The 16,642-nt window shown below is 37.8% G+C and carries 17 protein-coding genes and 2 rRNA genes (1 of these 19 cut by a window edge); 1 reads left to right on the forward strand and 18 read right to left on the reverse strand.

The window, feature by feature from the left end:
- Nucleotides 1-191: 191 nt before the first annotated feature.
- The 7 genes from sspF to metG all read right to left on the reverse strand — a co-directional run bounded on the left by sspF (nt 192) and on the right by metG (nt 6,554).
- Complete coding sequence (gene sspF, locus BG05_RS04165; RefSeq protein WP_002094215.1) at nt 192-371, reverse strand: acid-soluble spore protein SspF; 180 nt, start codon at nt 369-371, stop codon at nt 192-194.
- A 91-nt stretch (nt 372-462) separates the two neighbouring features.
- Nucleotides 463-726, reverse strand: coding sequence for a biofilm formation stimulator Veg (gene veg, locus BG05_RS04170; RefSeq protein ID WP_002009653.1), 264 nt, complete (start codon nt 724-726; stop codon nt 463-465).
- Nucleotides 727-964: 238 nt separating this feature from the next.
- On the reverse strand, nt 965-1,828 hold the full coding sequence (gene yabG, locus BG05_RS04175) for a sporulation peptidase YabG (protein ID WP_002009651.1): 864 nt from the start codon (nt 1,826-1,828) through the stop codon (nt 965-967).
- Between the two features lie 117 nt (nt 1,829-1,945).
- The gene (gene rsmA, locus BG05_RS04180) at nt 1,946-2,824 is read right to left on the reverse strand and encodes a 16S rRNA (adenine(1518)-N(6)/adenine(1519)-N(6))-dimethyltransferase RsmA (protein WP_002091590.1); all 879 of its coding nucleotides are present in this window, start codon (nt 2,822-2,824) and stop codon (nt 1,946-1,948) included.
- Nucleotides 2,821-3,378: a ribonuclease M5 gene (gene rnmV, locus BG05_RS04185; protein ID WP_002029323.1), complete on the reverse strand. Its 558-nt coding sequence runs from the start codon at nt 3,376-3,378 to the stop codon at nt 2,821-2,823. Before rnmV ends, rsmA begins: the two co-directional genes overlap by 4 nt.
- Nucleotides 3,379-3,638: 260 nt before the next feature.
- Complete coding sequence (locus BG05_RS04190) at nt 3,639-4,406, reverse strand: TatD family hydrolase (protein ID WP_002009645.1); 768 nt, start codon at nt 4,404-4,406, stop codon at nt 3,639-3,641.
- Between the two features lie 165 nt (nt 4,407-4,571).
- The gene (gene metG, locus BG05_RS04195) at nt 4,572-6,554 is read right to left on the reverse strand and encodes a methionine--tRNA ligase (RefSeq protein ID WP_002029324.1); all 1,983 of its coding nucleotides are present in this window, start codon (nt 6,552-6,554) and stop codon (nt 4,572-4,574) included.
- A 519-nt stretch (nt 6,555-7,073) separates the two neighbouring features.
- Between metG and BG05_RS04200 the strand changes: the two genes are divergently transcribed.
- On the forward strand, nt 7,074-7,358 hold the full coding sequence (locus BG05_RS04200) for a transition state genes transcriptional regulator AbrB (protein ID WP_000843037.1): 285 nt from the start codon (nt 7,074-7,076) through the stop codon (nt 7,356-7,358).
- 20 nt (nt 7,359-7,378) lie between these two features.
- On the opposite strand, the gene rsmI is transcribed toward BG05_RS04200, so the two are convergent.
- From rsmI to BG05_RS04255, 11 genes are all read right to left on the reverse strand, one after another.
- The gene (rsmI, locus tag BG05_RS04205) at nt 7,379-8,254 is read right to left on the reverse strand and encodes a 16S rRNA (cytidine(1402)-2'-O)-methyltransferase (protein ID WP_002130208.1); all 876 of its coding nucleotides are present in this window, start codon (nt 8,252-8,254) and stop codon (nt 7,379-7,381) included.
- The gene (locus BG05_RS04210) at nt 8,223-8,513 is read right to left on the reverse strand and encodes a GIY-YIG nuclease family protein (protein ID WP_002130207.1); all 291 of its coding nucleotides are present in this window, start codon (nt 8,511-8,513) and stop codon (nt 8,223-8,225) included. Before BG05_RS04210 ends, rsmI begins: the two co-directional genes overlap by 32 nt.
- Entirely contained in the window at nt 8,500-9,240 is a 741-nt protein-coding gene (locus BG05_RS04215; protein ID WP_003186802.1) for a tRNA1(Val) (adenine(37)-N6)-methyltransferase, read from the reverse strand. Before BG05_RS04215 ends, BG05_RS04210 begins: the two co-directional genes overlap by 14 nt.
- 120 nt (nt 9,241-9,360) lie before the next feature.
- Nucleotides 9,361-9,711, reverse strand: coding sequence for a DNA replication initiation control protein YabA (gene yabA / locus BG05_RS04220; RefSeq protein WP_002009639.1), 351 nt, complete (start codon nt 9,709-9,711; stop codon nt 9,361-9,363).
- Between the two features lie 14 nt (nt 9,712-9,725).
- Nucleotides 9,726-10,553 (reverse strand): PSP1 domain-containing protein, encoded by an 828-nt coding sequence (locus tag BG05_RS04225; RefSeq protein WP_002009637.1) that lies wholly within the window; start codon nt 10,551-10,553, stop codon nt 9,726-9,728.
- Nucleotides 10,554-10,558: 5 nt separating this feature from the next.
- Nucleotides 10,559-11,542 (reverse strand): DNA polymerase III subunit delta', encoded by a 984-nt coding sequence (gene holB / locus BG05_RS04230; RefSeq protein WP_003186798.1) that lies wholly within the window; start codon nt 11,540-11,542, stop codon nt 10,559-10,561.
- A gap of 35 nt (nt 11,543-11,577) precedes the next feature.
- On the reverse strand, nt 11,578-12,204 hold the full coding sequence (gene tmk / locus BG05_RS04235) for a dTMP kinase (RefSeq protein ID WP_002130202.1): 627 nt from the start codon (nt 12,202-12,204) through the stop codon (nt 11,578-11,580).
- Between the two features lies 1 nt (nt 12,205).
- Entirely contained in the window at nt 12,206-13,627 is a 1,422-nt protein-coding gene (locus BG05_RS04240) for an aminotransferase class I/II-fold pyridoxal phosphate-dependent enzyme (protein WP_002130200.1), read from the reverse strand.
- Between the two features lie 79 nt (nt 13,628-13,706).
- Entirely contained in the window at nt 13,707-13,886 is a 180-nt protein-coding gene (locus tag BG05_RS04245) for a sigma factor G inhibitor Gin (protein WP_002130199.1), read from the reverse strand.
- Between the two features lie 199 nt (nt 13,887-14,085).
- Nucleotides 14,086-14,201 (reverse strand): 5S ribosomal RNA (gene rrf / locus BG05_RS04250).
- A gap of 49 nt (nt 14,202-14,250) precedes the next feature.
- A 23S ribosomal RNA gene (locus BG05_RS04255) occupies nt 14,251-16,642 on the reverse strand (it continues 530 nt past the right edge of the window).

Consider the following 16,642-nt stretch of genomic DNA (forward strand, 5'->3'; position numbering starts at 1 on the left):
TCACCCACTCTATGTACTCAATCTTTTATCGTTTATTTTACCATAAATTTATAGTAAGACGATGACACTTCCCTAATTATATCGAAAAGCATTCAGAATGAAACTACTTATGTCAAATGACGGCACCTTTTAGCGTGCAAAAAGCCGAGGAATCTCTCCTCGGCTACCGTAGCATAGAAAGTATCTTACAACTACTGGTTTCGTTTCATTAATTGCTGTTCTGCAATTTCTATAGCACGTTTCACCATATTACCAGCATCTTTCGCACGAATTCCGCCCCATCCTTCTTTCTGAACAACATCATAAAAGCCAAGCTCTTTTGCAAGCTCTTCTTTAAATTGATTTGACATGACTCCTCTTCGTCTACTCAATGCAGAGTCCCTCCTTATTTTGCTACGGTATAATTAGTATGCAAAATAATATAGCTTTTCATTTATGGGAATATATGTAACGAAAAATACATTAATTATAAAATACTTCATTTTGAGATTCATCGTAAAATGTTAGCTCTACTGTCTCTGTTAAAACATCTGCATAACTATAAGATACACGTTGCAATGCATCTTCTTGCTGGTCTAATTGTACAACAAACACAGAACGATACGTTTCTGCAAGTACACCTGATTGCTCCACAGTTTTTCTTCTCCCACTATTTGCCTTTAACATAAGTCGCTGTCCAAGATGGTGATCTAATTCGCTTTTAATTTCATCTAAACGTTTTGACATATACTTTGCTACACCTCGCTGTAATTTAGATTGAACACTTAAAACACGATATATCTATCCCAATTATTAACCGCAATTCACAGACAATATCATTATAAAAGCATCATGCGTTCAAATAGATAGAAGAAATACTATATTCTAAAAGTATCATTGTATAGTCTGCACGTTCTTGCCGCTTTTTATCCAGACTCATTTAAATCATTTCCACATAAAAAAGCAAGATACGTATGTACCTTGCTCATTCGTCATAATGTTGAAAGGGCAATCCTGTTCGTAAAATCCCTCTTGTTTCAATTCCGCCTAGTCCCTTTTCGCCAGTAATTGTATTACGCACAACGTCCCATACATTTACTCTTTCCATAAATGAAGTGAAACTAATTTTGCCAACTACATATACAGGATCTAGAGCATGAATATTAATTCTAGACGGTGAACTAGCAAAATTAGCACCTGCCCGAATCAACGCCTCAAAGTGTGATTGACAAGCCCCAGCAAAAATAACGAGTTGATCTAACGATGGATACTTTTTCCGCACTTCTCGAACGGCCTGTACAAAATGTCTAGAATGTCTATATGCTGCTAAATCTCCCATAACTCCTTTTGACTTTGTATATGCATCATGTCCTGTAATAACTAAAATGTCTGGGCGAAAATGATCTATTAAGTCTACTACCTTTTCATGCATCTCCGTTTCCTTACAATGAATACCTTGAACAGGAACGCCTATTTTATTATATAAATCTAAGCACTTGCGCAAATATAAAGGATCTCCATCTATATGCAATACACGTCCTGGCATTTGAAAATAATTCACTTCACTTGTATATCCACCAGTTGAATTATGTTCATGTCTTTGTTTCATCAACACGTAATCTTGCTGAAACAACCGGTAAGTACGCTCCATCGTTTCTTTTTCACGCTTCACTCTATTTTTATGTTCTCGTTGATCTATACTAACTAAATCTGCAAGTGGTGCATCCGCCACAAGTCTAATTTCCTCTCCAAATAATATTGCCATATCGCCTTTTATTTCTATAATACGAAAAAGAATATCCCTATTATGAGAATATCGTTCAACTAATTCTCCAACATGTAAATCCATTCTCCTACCTCCAAACTCCAAACTCGTTAGGCCATCTTACCTGTTTTTAAAGTATGAATTTAGGAAAGGAAAGGTGACAAAAGGGACAGCTCAAGTTGAACTGTCCCTTTCATATTCTTATGACAATTTATGAAGAATTAATGCATTACTTAATGTTGCAAACTCTTCGATAGATAGCGTTTCGCCTCTTCGCTTCGGATCAATTCCTACTTCTGTCAAAATTCGATCCAACAGCTCTTTATCTTTCGGGAAACCATTTAAATTATTTGATAAATTATTCATTAAAGTTTTACGACGCTGTGCGAAACTTGCTCGTACTACTTCAAAGAAGAAAGTTTCATCTGTCACTTCTACAACTGGTTTAGGACGCTTTAGAAGACGGATAATCGCAGAATCAACATTTGGTTGTGGCACAAACACTGTACGCGGTACAGTCATAACTGTTTCTACCTCTGTATAATACTGAATGGCAATTGATAAAGAACCATACTCTTTCGTTCCTGGTTTAGCAGCTAAACGATCCCCAACTTCTTTTTGCATCATAACAACAAATCCACGAACCGGTAATTTTTCTTCGAGCAATTTAAATAAAATTGGCGTTGTAATATAGTATGGTAAGTTAGCTACTACCATTACATCTTGTCCTTCTTCAAATTGCTCACTAAACACTTCATGTACATCTGCTTTTAGTACATCTTTATTTATAACTGTAACGTTGCTATATGGAGCTAACGTCTCGTCTAAAATTGGTAATAATCTCTGATCAATTTCAAAAGCCACTACTTTTTTAGCACGCTTCGCCAATTGCTCTGTTAACGCACCGATACCTGGTCCAATTTCAATTGCGCCACTTTCTGAACCGATTTCTGCGTGATCAACGATACGATTTAATACATTCGTATCAATTAAAAAATTTTGTCCTAAACTTTTTTTGAATGAAAATCCATACTTTTCAACAATGTCTTTCGTACGATTTGGTGTTGCGATATCCTTCATTTTTTTTCCTCCTGTATTACTTGCTTATAAGCTTCTGCAAATGATTCCTTTGAAACCTGAAACATTTGTAAACGTTTATGTAACTGTTTTGCGTTTGTATAACCAATCTTTAATAGCTTACCCACTCTTTCTCTGCGACTCTTTGCCATTTCTCCGCCCACTAAGCCCGCATCGACTAGATCACTCCAACTAATTTCACTTGTGTAAGCTTCCATTTCTTCATGTATATTCTCTAAAGCACGGCGAATCGACTCATTAGAAGCATGTTCGATTCCAACACCTTTTTTCCTTTTAGCAAGTGCTTCTTCCTTCGTTAAAAAAGCATGCTTACATCCAGGAACCTTGTCAGAAATAATTTTTCGAATACGCTCTCCAGGATAATCCGGATCTGTGAAAATAATAACGCCTCGTTTTTGCTGCGCTAATTTAACTTGCTCAATAACGTGATCACCGATTGCTGAACCGTTCGTTTCGATTGTATCCGCATCAACAGCACGTTTAATCGCAACTGTATCATCTTTACCTTCTACAACGATAATCTCTTTAATTTTCATGCTTGCCTCCACACTCTTTTCATCTCTACTTAGTAAAACAAAAAAATGACGACTTTTCCATTATTATTTTCCCAATCGTACATTTTAAAAAGTAGAAGAGAAAAATCTTTGTTCACTATCCTTATTGTAACACTTCTATCTCCATCTTAATTTATCCGTAATATTTCTACACTTATGTTATGAGTAAATAGTGGGTTCTTATCACTTCTACTATCTCTCTTCTCAAAAAACAAAAAAAGAATGGGACTCCCCATTCTTTTTTATTCAACACCAAATAAGGATTTGGCATTCTTTGTTGTTACTTGCGCTACTTCGTCATAAGAAATTCCTTTTAAATTCGCAATTTCTTCTGCTACCAGTTTTACATAACTAGGTTCATTTCGTTTCCCTCGAAATGGGTGTGGTGTTAAATACGGGCAATCTGTCTCTATCAATAATTTTTCTAACGGAATCTCCATAGCAACTTCTTTCGGTTTCTTGGCATTTTTAAATGTTACTGGCCCACCTAATGAAATTAAAAAGTTCATATCGACACATCGCTGCGCTACTTCTACACTACCGCTAAAGCAATGCATAATGCCCCCTACTTCAGCTGCATTCTCTTCCTCTAGGATATCAACAATATCTTGAGTTGCATCGCGGTTATGTATAATAATCGGTAATTTCACCTTTTTCGCTAATGCAATTTGTTTACGGAATACTTCCTTCTGTATTTCTTTTGGAGACTTATCCCAGTGATAATCTAATCCCATTTCCCCAATTGCAACTACTTTAGGATGAGCCGCTAATTCTTCTAACCAAGCTAAATGTTCTTCTTTCATATCGATTGCATCAACAGGATGCCATCCAACTGCAGCGTAAATAAAATCATAAGCCTCTGCTAATTCAATTGCTTTCTTTATCGTTACTTCATCAAATCCAACAACAACTGTATATGTAACTCCCGCTTCTTTCATTCTCGCGATAACTTCTTGTAAATCTTCTTCAAATTGCTCTGCATTTAAATGTGAATGTGTATCAAACAACATAATAAATAACTCCTTTTATATTGAAATCAATTCTCTCATAGAAAAACTACACTCTTTCTAACTTAACGATAACAATACTTCAATTTTAATGCAAAAAACGGAATGTAAAAAGAAAAAAGACGCTTCACCAATGTTACACGTGAAACATCTCTTTTCTTGTCTTAATTACTTGATTTTTGTACCATTTGGTAAATTCTGGTCAATTGATGCTAATGACAATACGCCATTCTCTTCACCTGCTAAAATCATACCTTGTGATAATTCACCACGTAATTTTACAGGTTTTAAATTCGTTACACAAATAACCTTTTTACCTTTTAGTTCTTCTGGGGAATAGAATTTAGCAATCCCAGAAACCACTTGGCGCTTCTCTGTACCTAAATCAAGCTGAATTTTTAACAACTTATCTGCTTTTTTCACAGGTTCAGCGGATATTACTTCAGCTACTCGTAATTCTACTTTAAAGAAATCATCAATTGTAATTTCTTCTGCCTTTGGTTCTTCTGCTTTTTTCTCTTCTACTTTAGGAGCAGAACCTTGCATTTGTTCTTTAATATACCCCACTTCTACTTCCATTTCCAAACGAGGGAAGATTGGGTTTCCTTTTTCTACTTTTGTTCCAGCTGGAATACATCCAATTGTAGATAGGCTTTCCCAAGATTTATGCGCCTCTTCAGTAAGTCCAAGTTGAGCAAACATCTTACTTGGTGCTACTGTTAGGAATGGCATAAGCATAATACCTGTTTGACGAAGTACCTCAGCTAAGTGGGCCATTACAGACGCAAGTTTTTCGCGATCATTCTCATCCTTCGCTAATACCCACGGCTGCGTTTCATCAATATATTTGTTCGTACGGCTAACTAATTGCCAAATGGAACTTAGCGCTACAGAGAATTCCATATTCTCCATTGCCTCTTCTACTTTTTTCAATGTATCTTTGGCAAATGTCACTAACGTTTCATCGAACTCAGTTACATTTGCTTTAAATGCAGGAATTTCCCCGTTAAAGTATTTATCAATCATAGCTACTGTACGATTTAATAAGTTACCTAAATCATTCGCTAAATCAAAGTTGATTCGTTCAACAAATCCTTCTGGTGTGAATACTCCATCAGATCCAAATGGAACTTCGCGAAGTAAGTAGTAACGCAATGCATCTAATCCGTAACGATCAATTAGTGTAACTGGATCTACTACGTTTCCTTTTGACTTACTCATTTTTCCATCCTTCATTAAAATCCAGCCATGAGCAAAGACTTTCTTCGGAAGTGGTAAATCTAAAGCCATTAAAATAATTGGCCAATAAATTGTGTGGAAACGAACGATTTCTTTCCCAACTAAATGGACATCTGCTGGCCAGAATTTTTTATACTTCTCTTCATTTTCTGTTCCATATCCTAATGCAGTAATGTAATTAGACAACGCATCTACCCATACGTAAATAACGTGTTTTGGGTTACCTGGAACACGAACTCCCCAGTCAAATGAAGTACGAGAAACAGCTAAATCTTCTAATCCTGGTTTAATGAAGTTATTAATCATTTCATTTTTACGGGACTCCGGCTGAATGAAATGGGGGTTATCTTCATAGAACTTTAATAGTCGGTCTACATATTTACCCATTCTAAAGAAATAAGACTCTTCGCGAACAAGTTCTACAGCGTGACCACTATCTGGGCTTTTTCCACCAACTACTTTGTCACCTTCCATAATTGGATCTACTAATTGATGCGCTGTATAGAATGTTTCATCTTGTACAGAATACCAACCTTCATATTCATCAAGATAAATATCACCTTGATCTACTAGCTGCTTGAAGATTTTCTCAACAACATCTTTATGACGATCTTCAGTTGTACGAATAAAATCATCATAAGAGATATCCATCTTCTCCCAAAGTTCTTTAATCCCTGATACAATGTTATCCACATATGCCTGTGGTGTAACATTTAGTTCTTCTGCTTTCTTTTGGATCTTCTGTCCATGCTCATCAGTTCCTGTTAAATAATGAACATTGTATCCTTGCATACGCTTATATCGTGCCATCGCATCTCCTGCTACTGTCGTATAAGCATGCCCAATGTGTAACTTTCCACTTGGATAATAAATTGGGGTAGTAATATAAAAGGACTTATTTTCCTCTTTCATCGTTTTGGACCTCCCGAATAACCTCATATGTATTTATAAACAGTATATCAAAAACTCATATATAAAGTGAAACTTTAATCCGTGGAGAGGGTTCATCCCCCATGGATTATTAGTTGAACCAATCGGGCTTTTACGAGCAGTTGATCTCCCACTTAACTTCTTTGCTCCGGCTAAATTTTGAAGTGGGAGTCTTACTGCTCGTTAATGCGGGATAAAAACGAGTTAATGCTCGATATCTTTATCATCTATTACTCATATTCAAAAAAAATATACAATATATTTCCCGAAAAGTATAAACATTACAAAAAATAATACAAAACAATTGTAGAAATGACTTACATTCTATCATATATAAGAAGTATAAAAATCTATAAATCTTTTTTAAAAATATAGAATTTAATAATTGACGGAAATGTAAATGATTGGTATCATATGTCCATAGGGTATTTTGTCGAAAAATGACGAATCAAAAAAATAGACTCGAAACTTATAAACTATTTATTTAGGAGGAAAAGAATTATGAAATCTACTGGTATCGTTCGTAAAGTTGATGAATTAGGTCGTGTTGTAATTCCAATCGAATTACGCCGTACTTTAGGTATTGCAGAAAAGGATGCTCTTGAAATCTACGTTGATGATGAAAAAATCATCTTAAAGAAATATAAACCAAACATGACTTGCCAAGTAACTGGTGAAGTATCTGATGGTAACCTATCTTTAGCTGAAGGTAAAATTATCTTAAGTAAAGAAGGCGCTGAACAAGTCTTAAACGAACTTCAAGATTATATCGAAACAGCAAAATAAGCTTCTCAATTATGAGAAGCTTATTTTTTATCCACATGATAGATTTGATATACGTCGCGTTTCGACAAATCTCGGTCTTTAGCGACTATTTTTATCGCTTCTTTTGAATTCATACCTTTTTCATTTATATAATGTTCAATATGATTATATACTGAAATAGCTTCCCACCATTGTTCTTCTGGAGTAGGTTCTTCTGTTGAACCTGCTACTAAAATACAAAACTCACCACGAACTTCATTTTGCTTCGTCCACTCAATCGCTTCTTCAATTGTTCCACGAATAAACTCTTCAAATTTTTTCGTTAGCTCACGACATAATACGATTTCCCTATTTCCTAATACTTCTTGCATAGAGATTAAAGTATCATCTAAACGATGTGGCGCCTCATAAAACATCATTGTAGTTGGAATATAGCGTAGTTTTTCTAATTCAAGCTTACGTCCCTTTTTATTTCTTTGCAGGAAACCATAGAAATAAAAATGTTTTGTCTCAAGTCCTGATGCAATCAATGCTGTAAGGGCTGCATTTGCCCCAGGAAGCGGGATAACATGATATTGTTCTGCTACAGCCTCTACAACGATATCATAACCAGGATCTGAAATACATGGCATACCAGCATCGCTCACAATGGCTACAGTCTTACCTTCTTCTAACTTATCTAAAATTTTCCGTCCACTTACTCCTTTATTATGCTCATGATAACTCATAACTGGTGTTTCAATTTCAAAGTAATTACAAAGTTTCTTCGTTTGCCTTGTATCTTCCGCTGCAATAATGTCTGCCTCTTTTAAAATTCGGATTGCACGAAATGTCATATCCTCTAAATTTCCGATTGGAGTCGGTACTAAATATAAAACTCCCTTTTCATTTTGCTGAAAGCTTTTTTGCTGCCACATAGCGTTCTCCTTTTTGCATATATTCTTCTTTTTTTTTCCTCGTTAACTGCTTAAAGTGATACTCAGCTTGCATAGCCGTTCGTTTATCCTCGTGATCCTCTACATATTTTAAAACAACTGGAAGTCTAGCGCGTGTATATCTAGCACCTTTTCCACTATTATGGGTCTGAATCCGTTTTTCTATATGATTCGTGTATCCAGCATAATAACTTCCATCAGAACACTCCACCACATAAAAACAATGCTTATTCTTCTCCATATAAAATTGAACGAAGCTCCTTTGTATATTCATTGTTTTCTTCATATACAAAAAGAGGTGGTAAGATTTTTAAATCTGCATTCCCATCCTTAATTCCTTCAATTAACAATGTATTCGCTTCTTTACCAGCCTTAGGATAAACAAATCGCACACGTTTCGGTTCAATTTTGTATTTACGCATTAATGTGACGATGTCGAGCAAACGACCTGGACGATGTACAAATGCTACTTTCCCACCCTGTTTCACTAGCTGACTACTTGCGTATACAACATCTTCTAGTGTGCACATAATTTCATGACGAGCTATCGCTAAATGTTCATTCATATTCTTCTCAGAAGTTTGTGGTGTTTGAAAATAAGGAGGATTACATGTTACAATATCATATTGATGACGTCCAAGTTTCTCCGGCATATCTTTCAAATCTCCATGGATTAAATGAATTCTTTCTACTAAATTATTGTATTGAACACTTCTTATTCCCATATCATATAAGCGCTCTTGAATTTCTACACCTGTAATTTTCCCTTTTGTCCTTGTACTTAATAAAAGAGGGATAACTGCGTTACCTGTACACAAATCAAGTAAATTACCTTTTTGAATTGGCACCCAAGCAAAATCTGCAAGTAAAACAGCATCCAAAGAAAAATTAAATACTGATGGACTTTGTACAATCTTCATATCTTGCGCTAATAAGTAATCTAAACGCTCATCTTCATATAAATTCATATATTGCTCCCTTTCTTACACTTAACCTACCCTATTTCATCTTCTATTAATGTAAAAATAAATTTCATTCTACTCTCATGTATAAAAAATTACCTTTCCAATTATATTGGAAAGGTAATCTCACTTTTTATTTAAAAATGACAGACAGAATAAACAATCTCCCTCTTTACGTACACTTCCATAATGTAGATTGCAAATATGAAAACCTTCTTGATATAGTCTCGCTAGATTATCGTAGCCTTCACCAATATCTGTCTTCGCCTTCATTTCTTTGCGTTTTTGAGTTTTTTGTTTTTCCTTGTTCTGCACTTCTTCAAAACGATGTCGCAAATTTTCATTTTCCATTTTTATATGTTGGTTTTCTTCCAATAATTCTGCAAGATGTTGTTTTAATTCTCCCAACTGTTTGTATAAATGTCCAATTTGCTCTTCCATACTAGAAACCGATGCAAAAATATCCTTTTTCTCCACAAGCACCCACCTCATTAATCTGTGGTTTGACTCGAAACGACCCCTTTATTCATTAATTCATCTAACGTATATTCTACTATCCGTTCCTTGTCTACTAGTTCCACTTGAATTAATCTTTCTAAAATATTTAATCCGATAACACGGCCAGTACCGTGCGGTGTTTGTATACGTTGATCTAAATCAGGAAGTTGTTCCTTTGCTGCCTCATATTCATCATTCTCATATTTTAAGCAACACATTAAGCGACCACATAAACCAGAGATTTTTGCAGGATTTAATGATAAATTTTGATCTTTTGCCATTTTAATGGATACAGGTTCAAAATCTCCTAAAAAAGTAGAACAACAAAGCATACGACCACATGGACCAATACCACCAAGCATTTTTGCTTCGTCACGAACGCCGATCTGTCTCAGCTCAATTCTTGTCCTAAAAATTGCCGCTAAGTCTTTCACTAGTTCCCGGAAATCAATCCGACCATCCGCAGTAAAGTAAAAAATAATCTTATTACGATCGAACGTATACTCTACATCTACAAGCTTCATATCAAGATTATGTTCTCCTACCTTTTGTTGACAAACTTGATATGCTTCTTTCGCAGCATGCCTATTCTCTTCAACAATGGTACGATCATTTTCATTTGCAATACGAATAACTTTTTTTAGCGGTAATACAACGTCATTTTCATCAACTTGCTTTTTGGTAATAACTACTTTTCCATACTCAATACCTCTTACCGTTTCTACAATTACAAACTCATTTTCTGAGATATCGAACTGATTTGGATCAAAGTAATATACCTTTCCGGCCTTCTTAAAGCGAACACCTACTACATCATACAAAACGGTCATCCCTCCTGCAACCGCAACACTAACTGTTCGAACACAAGCTGCGCATTTACATTAGCGTTGATTCTATTTTTTGCCTCTAATATATTAAAGAGAGCTGATACAATGCGCTTCTGAGCATAAGAAAAGAATTCAAACATCTCTTTCTGCTCATGAAAAACAAGACGATCTTCTTCTCCAAGTTGAACATATAATAAATCCTTATAAATAAGGAGTAACATATCTAAGCCTTGCTGTAATTGTTCTTTCTCTCCAAAGTGCTTCCCCCATTTTTCTTGTACAAAAAAAATAGAGACCTTATCTTTTTCGAGCGCTTCACATAATTTTATCACTAAAGCTCTCGCTTGTGCAAACCATTCATCATTACACATTAATAAAGCTTCTTCAAAACTATTTGTAAGCTGCGCAGCAAGTGTAGATAAAGAAACTGTAATACCTTCTTCCTCTAACCTCTTAATTAAAGATTCTGTAGGCAACGGCCTAAACGTAACAACTTGACAACGAGATAAGATTGTATTTAAAATCTGATGACTTTGTTCAGTAAGTAAAATAGCTGTTGTATCACTACTTGGTTCTTCTAAAAACTTTAAGAGCGTATTCGCTGCATTTGCTGTCATACGATCTGCATGCTCAATAATATATACTTTTTTATTTGCTTCTAATCCTGTTTTTGAAAACTCTTCTTGTAAATCATGAATTTGCTGTTTTTTAATAGATAATCCATCTGGTTTTACAATATGTAAGTTTGGGTAGTTACCTGAATCAATTCGGCGACAATTCGTACATACATGACAAGGCTCTACACCATTTCTTTGTGAACAGAGAAAACTTTTTGCCATTTGAATTGCTGTGGCGAACTTCCCAGTCCCTTTCCCTCCCTCTAACAAGTAAGCGTGGGATATACGCTCTTTTGCAATGCTATTCATCAACATTTTGACACCGATGGGCTGTATAGCAGAAAGCTGCTCCCACGTATTTATCATACTGCATACCTCACTTATTTCATTCTTTCCTTCTATTATAACAATTTATCTTCTATAATCTGAACAACTTCTTCTATAAGTTTTTTCATTGGTTGATCAGCATTTACTAATACAATGCGATTAGAGAAACGCTCTACAACTTGTAAATACCCTTCACGCACACGTTTATGGAAAGAGATATCTTCCATATCTAGTCGATTTACTTCACGTCCTGCATCTTTTCCAATTCGTGCTAAACCTACCTCTGGCTCAATATCTAAATAGATTGTTAAACTAGGCATACAATCTTCCGTTGCGAAACGATTAATTTCAAATACTTTATCCATACCTAAGCCTCTTGCATATCCTTGATATGCTAAAGAGCTATCTATAAAACGATCACATAGTACAAGATAGTTTTCCTCAAGTGCTGGCATAACTTTTTCCACTAAATGTTGTCTACGTGCAGCAGCATATAAGAGCGCCTCTGTACGTGCTTCCATCATCGTATACTCTTTTTTATGTAAAATTGTTCTAATATCTTCAGAAATTGCAATACCACCTGGTTCTCTGGTCGCCATTACCTTTTGTTCCTTTTGCTCAAAATATGGTAATAAACTTTTAATTAATGTTGTTTTACCCGAACCTTCTGGCCCTTCAATTGTTACAAATAATCCCTTCATCCTAAAACCTACTTTCTATATCATACACGTTCATATATTTCGTACTACCTTGAAAACGAGCCCCTGTTTTCTCTAAATGAGTAATTTGCTTTGTATGTTCTTGAGTAATTCTCTCTCCATACATGATCAATGGAATTCCAGGTGGATACGGAATCACCATTTCTGCAGCTATCATACCAACGGCTTCTTCTATAGATACTAACTTCGTTTCATATCTCTCTAATTGTTTATACGTATACGGTAAAGGGGAAATCTCCCCTTTATAAGTATAACGAATTGATGCTGTCTTGTCTTTTACCTTATATTGCTGCATAGCTAATCGAATGATCTCTATAGCTTTCATATACCCCTCATTTACTTGTAACGGTAATATAAATAGGACGTTATATGGATCTGCCATTTCCGTATATATACCGACTTTTTCAAATACAGACTGTAATTCATACCCCGATAACTGACAGCGAGTTTGCACCGTAACTTTTAATTCATCTTGCGATGGATATTGTAAAATAGCTATTTGTGGGATAGATCGCAATCCTTCTTTAAATCGGCGTAAAAACTCAACGATTTCATCATGACCTTCTTCCTTTATAACAGCTATTGCAAAACGTGCTATATCAAGAGAAGCCATAATTGGATACGATGGGCTACTAGATTGTAGCATACTTAAATAGGAGGAAACTTTTTCTTCGCTCACCAAACGGCTATTTATATGTAAATAAGATCCCATTGTCATCGCAGGTAATGTTTTATGTGCGGAATGAACCACAATATCCGCACCATAAACTAATGCTGACTTCGGGAAGGGGTCCCCTATACAAAAATGCGCCCCATGGGCTTCATCTACTAGAACAGGAATTTTATGTGCATGTGCGTAAGCGATACTTGCCTCTAAATCAATTCCCATACCATAGTAATTAGGATGTGTTAAAATAAGTGCTTTTGCATTTGGATACTTTGTAATTGCCTCCTTAATAATTTCATCATGAACACCTACTGGTACGTTATGTACTTCATCAATCCATGGATTTAAAAAGACCGGATTAGCCCCTGCTAATTTCAAACCATTAATGATCGATTTATGACAATTTCTTTGTACGAGGACAATATCATGTTCGCCGCAGCAAGACAAAATCATTGCTAAATTTCCAACTGTTGAACCATTAATTAAAAAATAACTTTTGTGCACGCCATATACTTCAGCTAATAATTGCTGTGCTTCATCTATACATTCAAACGGGCTATGTAAATCATCTAATCCTGTTAACTCTGTTACATCAATTGATAATATGTCCTTAAACCCCCCTGAAGCTTTCTGAGGGAAGTTTAAACCATTCTTATGACCCGGAACATGAAAAGATAGTAGTCGCCTTTCTTTAAATTCCATTAGCGCCTCATATAAAGGCATACGATTTTGATTCATATATATCTCTTCCTTATTATTCATTCTGTATCTATTATACAGATATTAGGGCAAAAAAAATAATAGGCATAATGCCTATTTAAAAATATGATACTTCTAATTTTCGCAGTTGTTTTAAATAATGTATATACTTCGGGTCAGTTGTCTCAGTATTCACCAGATTTCTTTCGCACTCGTAACATATTAAATTATTATATACATATATTCCTTCCCCTCTTTTTGTCTCACAAACGATGCAAATTTCACTTGGTAATTTCATAATCTTTCCTCCCTTTTTAAATAAACATATTATATACCTCTATTCCTTAACAAATTTCCGGAAAATATACATCAATTTTTTATATAATATGATTTATTCTTGGGCAACGTGTTTGTATTACTTATGTATTCCCTTTACTTCTTTCATGTACTGTTTAAAAACAAAAAAACACAAGTCAAAAGACTTGTGTTTTTATCTTGCTTGGCGACGTCCTACTCTCACAGGGACAAGGTCCCAACTACCATCGGCGCTAGAGAGCTTAACTTCCGTGTTCGGTATGGGAACGGGTGTGACCTCTCTGCCATCATCACCAAACTATGAAGGTATATTCCTTCAAAACTAGATAACATTTGCTTCATATTATATGGTTAAGTCCTCGATCTATTAGTATTCGTCAGCTCCACATGTCACCATGCTTCCACCTCGAACCTATCAACCTGATCATCTTTCAGGGATCTTACTAGCTTACGCTATGGGAAATCTCATCTTGAGGGGGGCTTCATGCTTAGATGCTTTCAGCACTTATCCCTTCCGCACATAGCTACCCAGCTATGCCCTTGGCAGAACAACTGGTACACCAGCGGTGCGTCCATCCCGGTCCTCTCGTACTAAGGACAGCTCCTCTCAAATTTCCTGCGCCCACGACGGATAGGGACCGAACTGTCTCACGACGTTCTGAACCCAGCTCGCGTACCGCTTTAATGGGCGAACAGCCCAACCCTTGGGACCGACTACAGCCCCAGGATGCGATGAGCCGACATCGAGGTGCCAAACCTCCCCGTCGATGTGGACTCTTGGGGGAGATAAGCCTGTTATCCCCGGGGTAGCTTTTATCCGTTGAGCGATGGCCCTTCCATGCGGAACCACCGGATCACTAAGCCCGACTTTCGTCCCTGCTCGACTTGTAGGTCTCGCAGTCAAGCTCCCTTATGCCTTTGCACTCTACGAATGATTTCCAACCATTCTGAGGGAACCTTTGGGCGCCTCCGTTACACTTTAGGAGGCGACCGCCCCAGTCAAACTGCCCACCTGACACTGTCTCCCGGGTCGATAAGACCCGTAGGTTAGAATTTCAATACAGTCAGGGCGGTATCCCACCAGCGCCTCCACCGAAGCTAGCGCTCCGGTTTCAATGGCTCCCGCCTATCCTGTACAAACTGTACCAAAATTCAATATCAGGCTACAGTAAAGCTCCACGGGGTCTTTCCGTCCTGTCGCGGGTAACCTGCATCTTCACAGGTACTATAATTTCACCGAGTCTCTGGTTGAGACAGTGCCCAAATCGTTACACCTTTCGTGCGGGTCGGAACTTACCCGACAAGGAATTTCGCTACCTTAGGACCGTTATAGTTACGGCCGCCGTTTACTGGGGCTTCAGTTCAGAGCTTCGCTTACGCTAACCCCTCTCCTTAACCTTCCAGCACCGGGCAGGTGTCAGCCCCTATACTTCGCCTTACGGCTTCGCAGAGACCTGTGTTTTTGCTAAACAGTCGCTTGGGCCTATTCACTGCGGCTTTCCGTTAAGAAAGCACCCCTTCTCCCGAAGTTACGGGGTCATTTTGCCGAGTTCCTTAACCAGAGTTCTCTCGCACACCTTAGGATTCTCTCCTCGCCTACCTGTGTCGGTTTGCGGTACAGGCACCTTTTATCTCGCTAGAAGCTTTTCTTGGCAGCGGGGAATCAAAGACTTCGCTCCATAAGGAGCTTCCCCATCACAGCTCAGCCTTCACGATAAGCGGATTTGCCTACTTATCAGCCTAACTGCTTGGACGTGCACAACCAATCGCACGCTTCTTCTATCCTTCTGCGTCCCTCCATTGCTCAAACGATAAAGAGGTGGTACAGGAATATCAACCTGTTGTCCATCGCCTACGCCTGTCGGCCTCGGCTTAGGTCCTGACTAACCCTGAGCGGACGAGCCTTCCTCAGGAAACCTTAGGCATTCGGTGGACGGGATTCTCACCCGTCTTTCGCTACTCATACCGGCATTCTCACTTCTAAGCGCTCCACCAGTCCTTCCGGTCTGACTTCACTGCACTTAGAACGCTCCCCTACCACTGATACCATTGGTATCAATTCGCAGCTTCGGTGGTGTATTTAGCCCCGGTACATTTTCGGCGCAGAGTCACTCGACTAGTGAGCTATTACGCACTCTTTAAATGGTGGCTGCTTCTGAGCCAACATCCTAGTTGTCTAAGCAACTCCACATCCTTTTCCACTTAATACACACTTTGGGACCTTAGCTGGCGATCTGGGCTGTTTCCCTCTTGACTACGGATCTTATCACTCGCAGTCTGACTCCTAAGGATAAGTCATTGGCATTCGGAGTTTGACTGAATTCGGTAATCCGATGAGGACCCCTAGTTCAATCAGTGCTCTACCTCCAAGACTCTTACACTTAAGGCTAGCCCTAAAGCTATTTCGGGGAGAACCAGCTATCTCCAGGTTCGATTGGAATTTCTCCGCTACCCACACCTCATCCCCGCACTTTTCAACGTGCGTGGGTTCGGGCCTCCATTCAGTGTTACCTGAACTTCACCCTGGACATGGGTAGATCACCTGGTTTCGGGTCTACGACCACGTACTAAACGCCCTATTCAGACTCGCTTTCGCTGCGGCTCCGCCTCTTCAGCTTAACCTCGCACGGGATCGTAACTCGCCGGTTCATTCTACAAAAGGCACGCCATCACCCATTAACGGGCTCTGACTATTTGTAGGCACACGGTTTCAGGATCTCTTTCACTCCCCTTCCGGGG

Origin of the sequence: Bacillus mycoides, from assembly GCF_000832605.1 — a bacterium.
GTDB lineage: Bacteria > Bacillota > Bacilli > Bacillales > Bacillaceae_G > Bacillus_A > Bacillus_A mycoides.

Excerpts from the sequence above, each read along its gene's own strand:
- veg (WP_002009653.1), bottom strand. The coding sequence starts at position 726 with ATGTCAAAACGTTTAGATGAAATTAAAAGCGAATTAGATCACCATCTT.
- yabG (WP_002009651.1), bottom strand. The coding sequence starts at position 1,828 with ATGGATTTACATGTTGGAGAATTAGTTGAACGATATTCTCATAATAGG.
- rsmA (WP_002091590.1), bottom strand. The coding sequence starts at position 2,824 with ATGAAGGATATCGCAACACCAAATCGTACGAAAGACATTGTTGAAAAG.
- rnmV (WP_002029323.1), bottom strand. The coding sequence starts at position 3,378 with ATGAAAATTAAAGAGATTATCGTTGTAGAAGGTAAAGATGATACAGTT.
- BG05_RS04190 (WP_002009645.1), bottom strand. The coding sequence starts at position 4,406 with ATGTTGTTTGATACACATTCACATTTAAATGCAGAGCAATTTGAAGAA.
- metG (WP_002029324.1), bottom strand. The coding sequence starts at position 6,554 with ATGAAAGAGGAAAATAAGTCCTTTTATATTACTACCCCAATTTATTAT.
- BG05_RS04200 (WP_000843037.1), top strand. The coding sequence starts at position 7,074 with ATGAAATCTACTGGTATCGTTCGTAAAGTTGATGAATTAGGTCGTGTT.
- rsmI (WP_002130208.1), bottom strand. The coding sequence starts at position 8,254 with ATGTGGCAGCAAAAAAGCTTTCAGCAAAATGAAAAGGGAGTTTTATAT.
- BG05_RS04210 (WP_002130207.1), bottom strand. The coding sequence starts at position 8,513 with ATGGAGAAGAATAAGCATTGTTTTTATGTGGTGGAGTGTTCTGATGGA.
- BG05_RS04215 (WP_003186802.1), bottom strand. The coding sequence starts at position 9,240 with ATGAATTTATATGAAGATGAGCGTTTAGATTACTTATTAGCGCAAGAT.
- holB (WP_003186798.1), bottom strand. The coding sequence starts at position 11,542 with ATGATAAATACGTGGGAGCAGCTTTCTGCTATACAGCCCATCGGTGTC.
- tmk (WP_002130202.1), bottom strand. The coding sequence starts at position 12,204 with ATGAAGGGATTATTTGTAACAATTGAAGGGCCAGAAGGTTCGGGTAAA.
- BG05_RS04240 (WP_002130200.1), bottom strand. The coding sequence starts at position 13,627 with ATGAATCAAAATCGTATGCCTTTATATGAGGCGCTAATGGAATTTAAA.
- BG05_RS04245 (WP_002130199.1), bottom strand. The coding sequence starts at position 13,886 with ATGAAATTACCAAGTGAAATTTGCATCGTTTGTGAGACAAAAAGAGGG.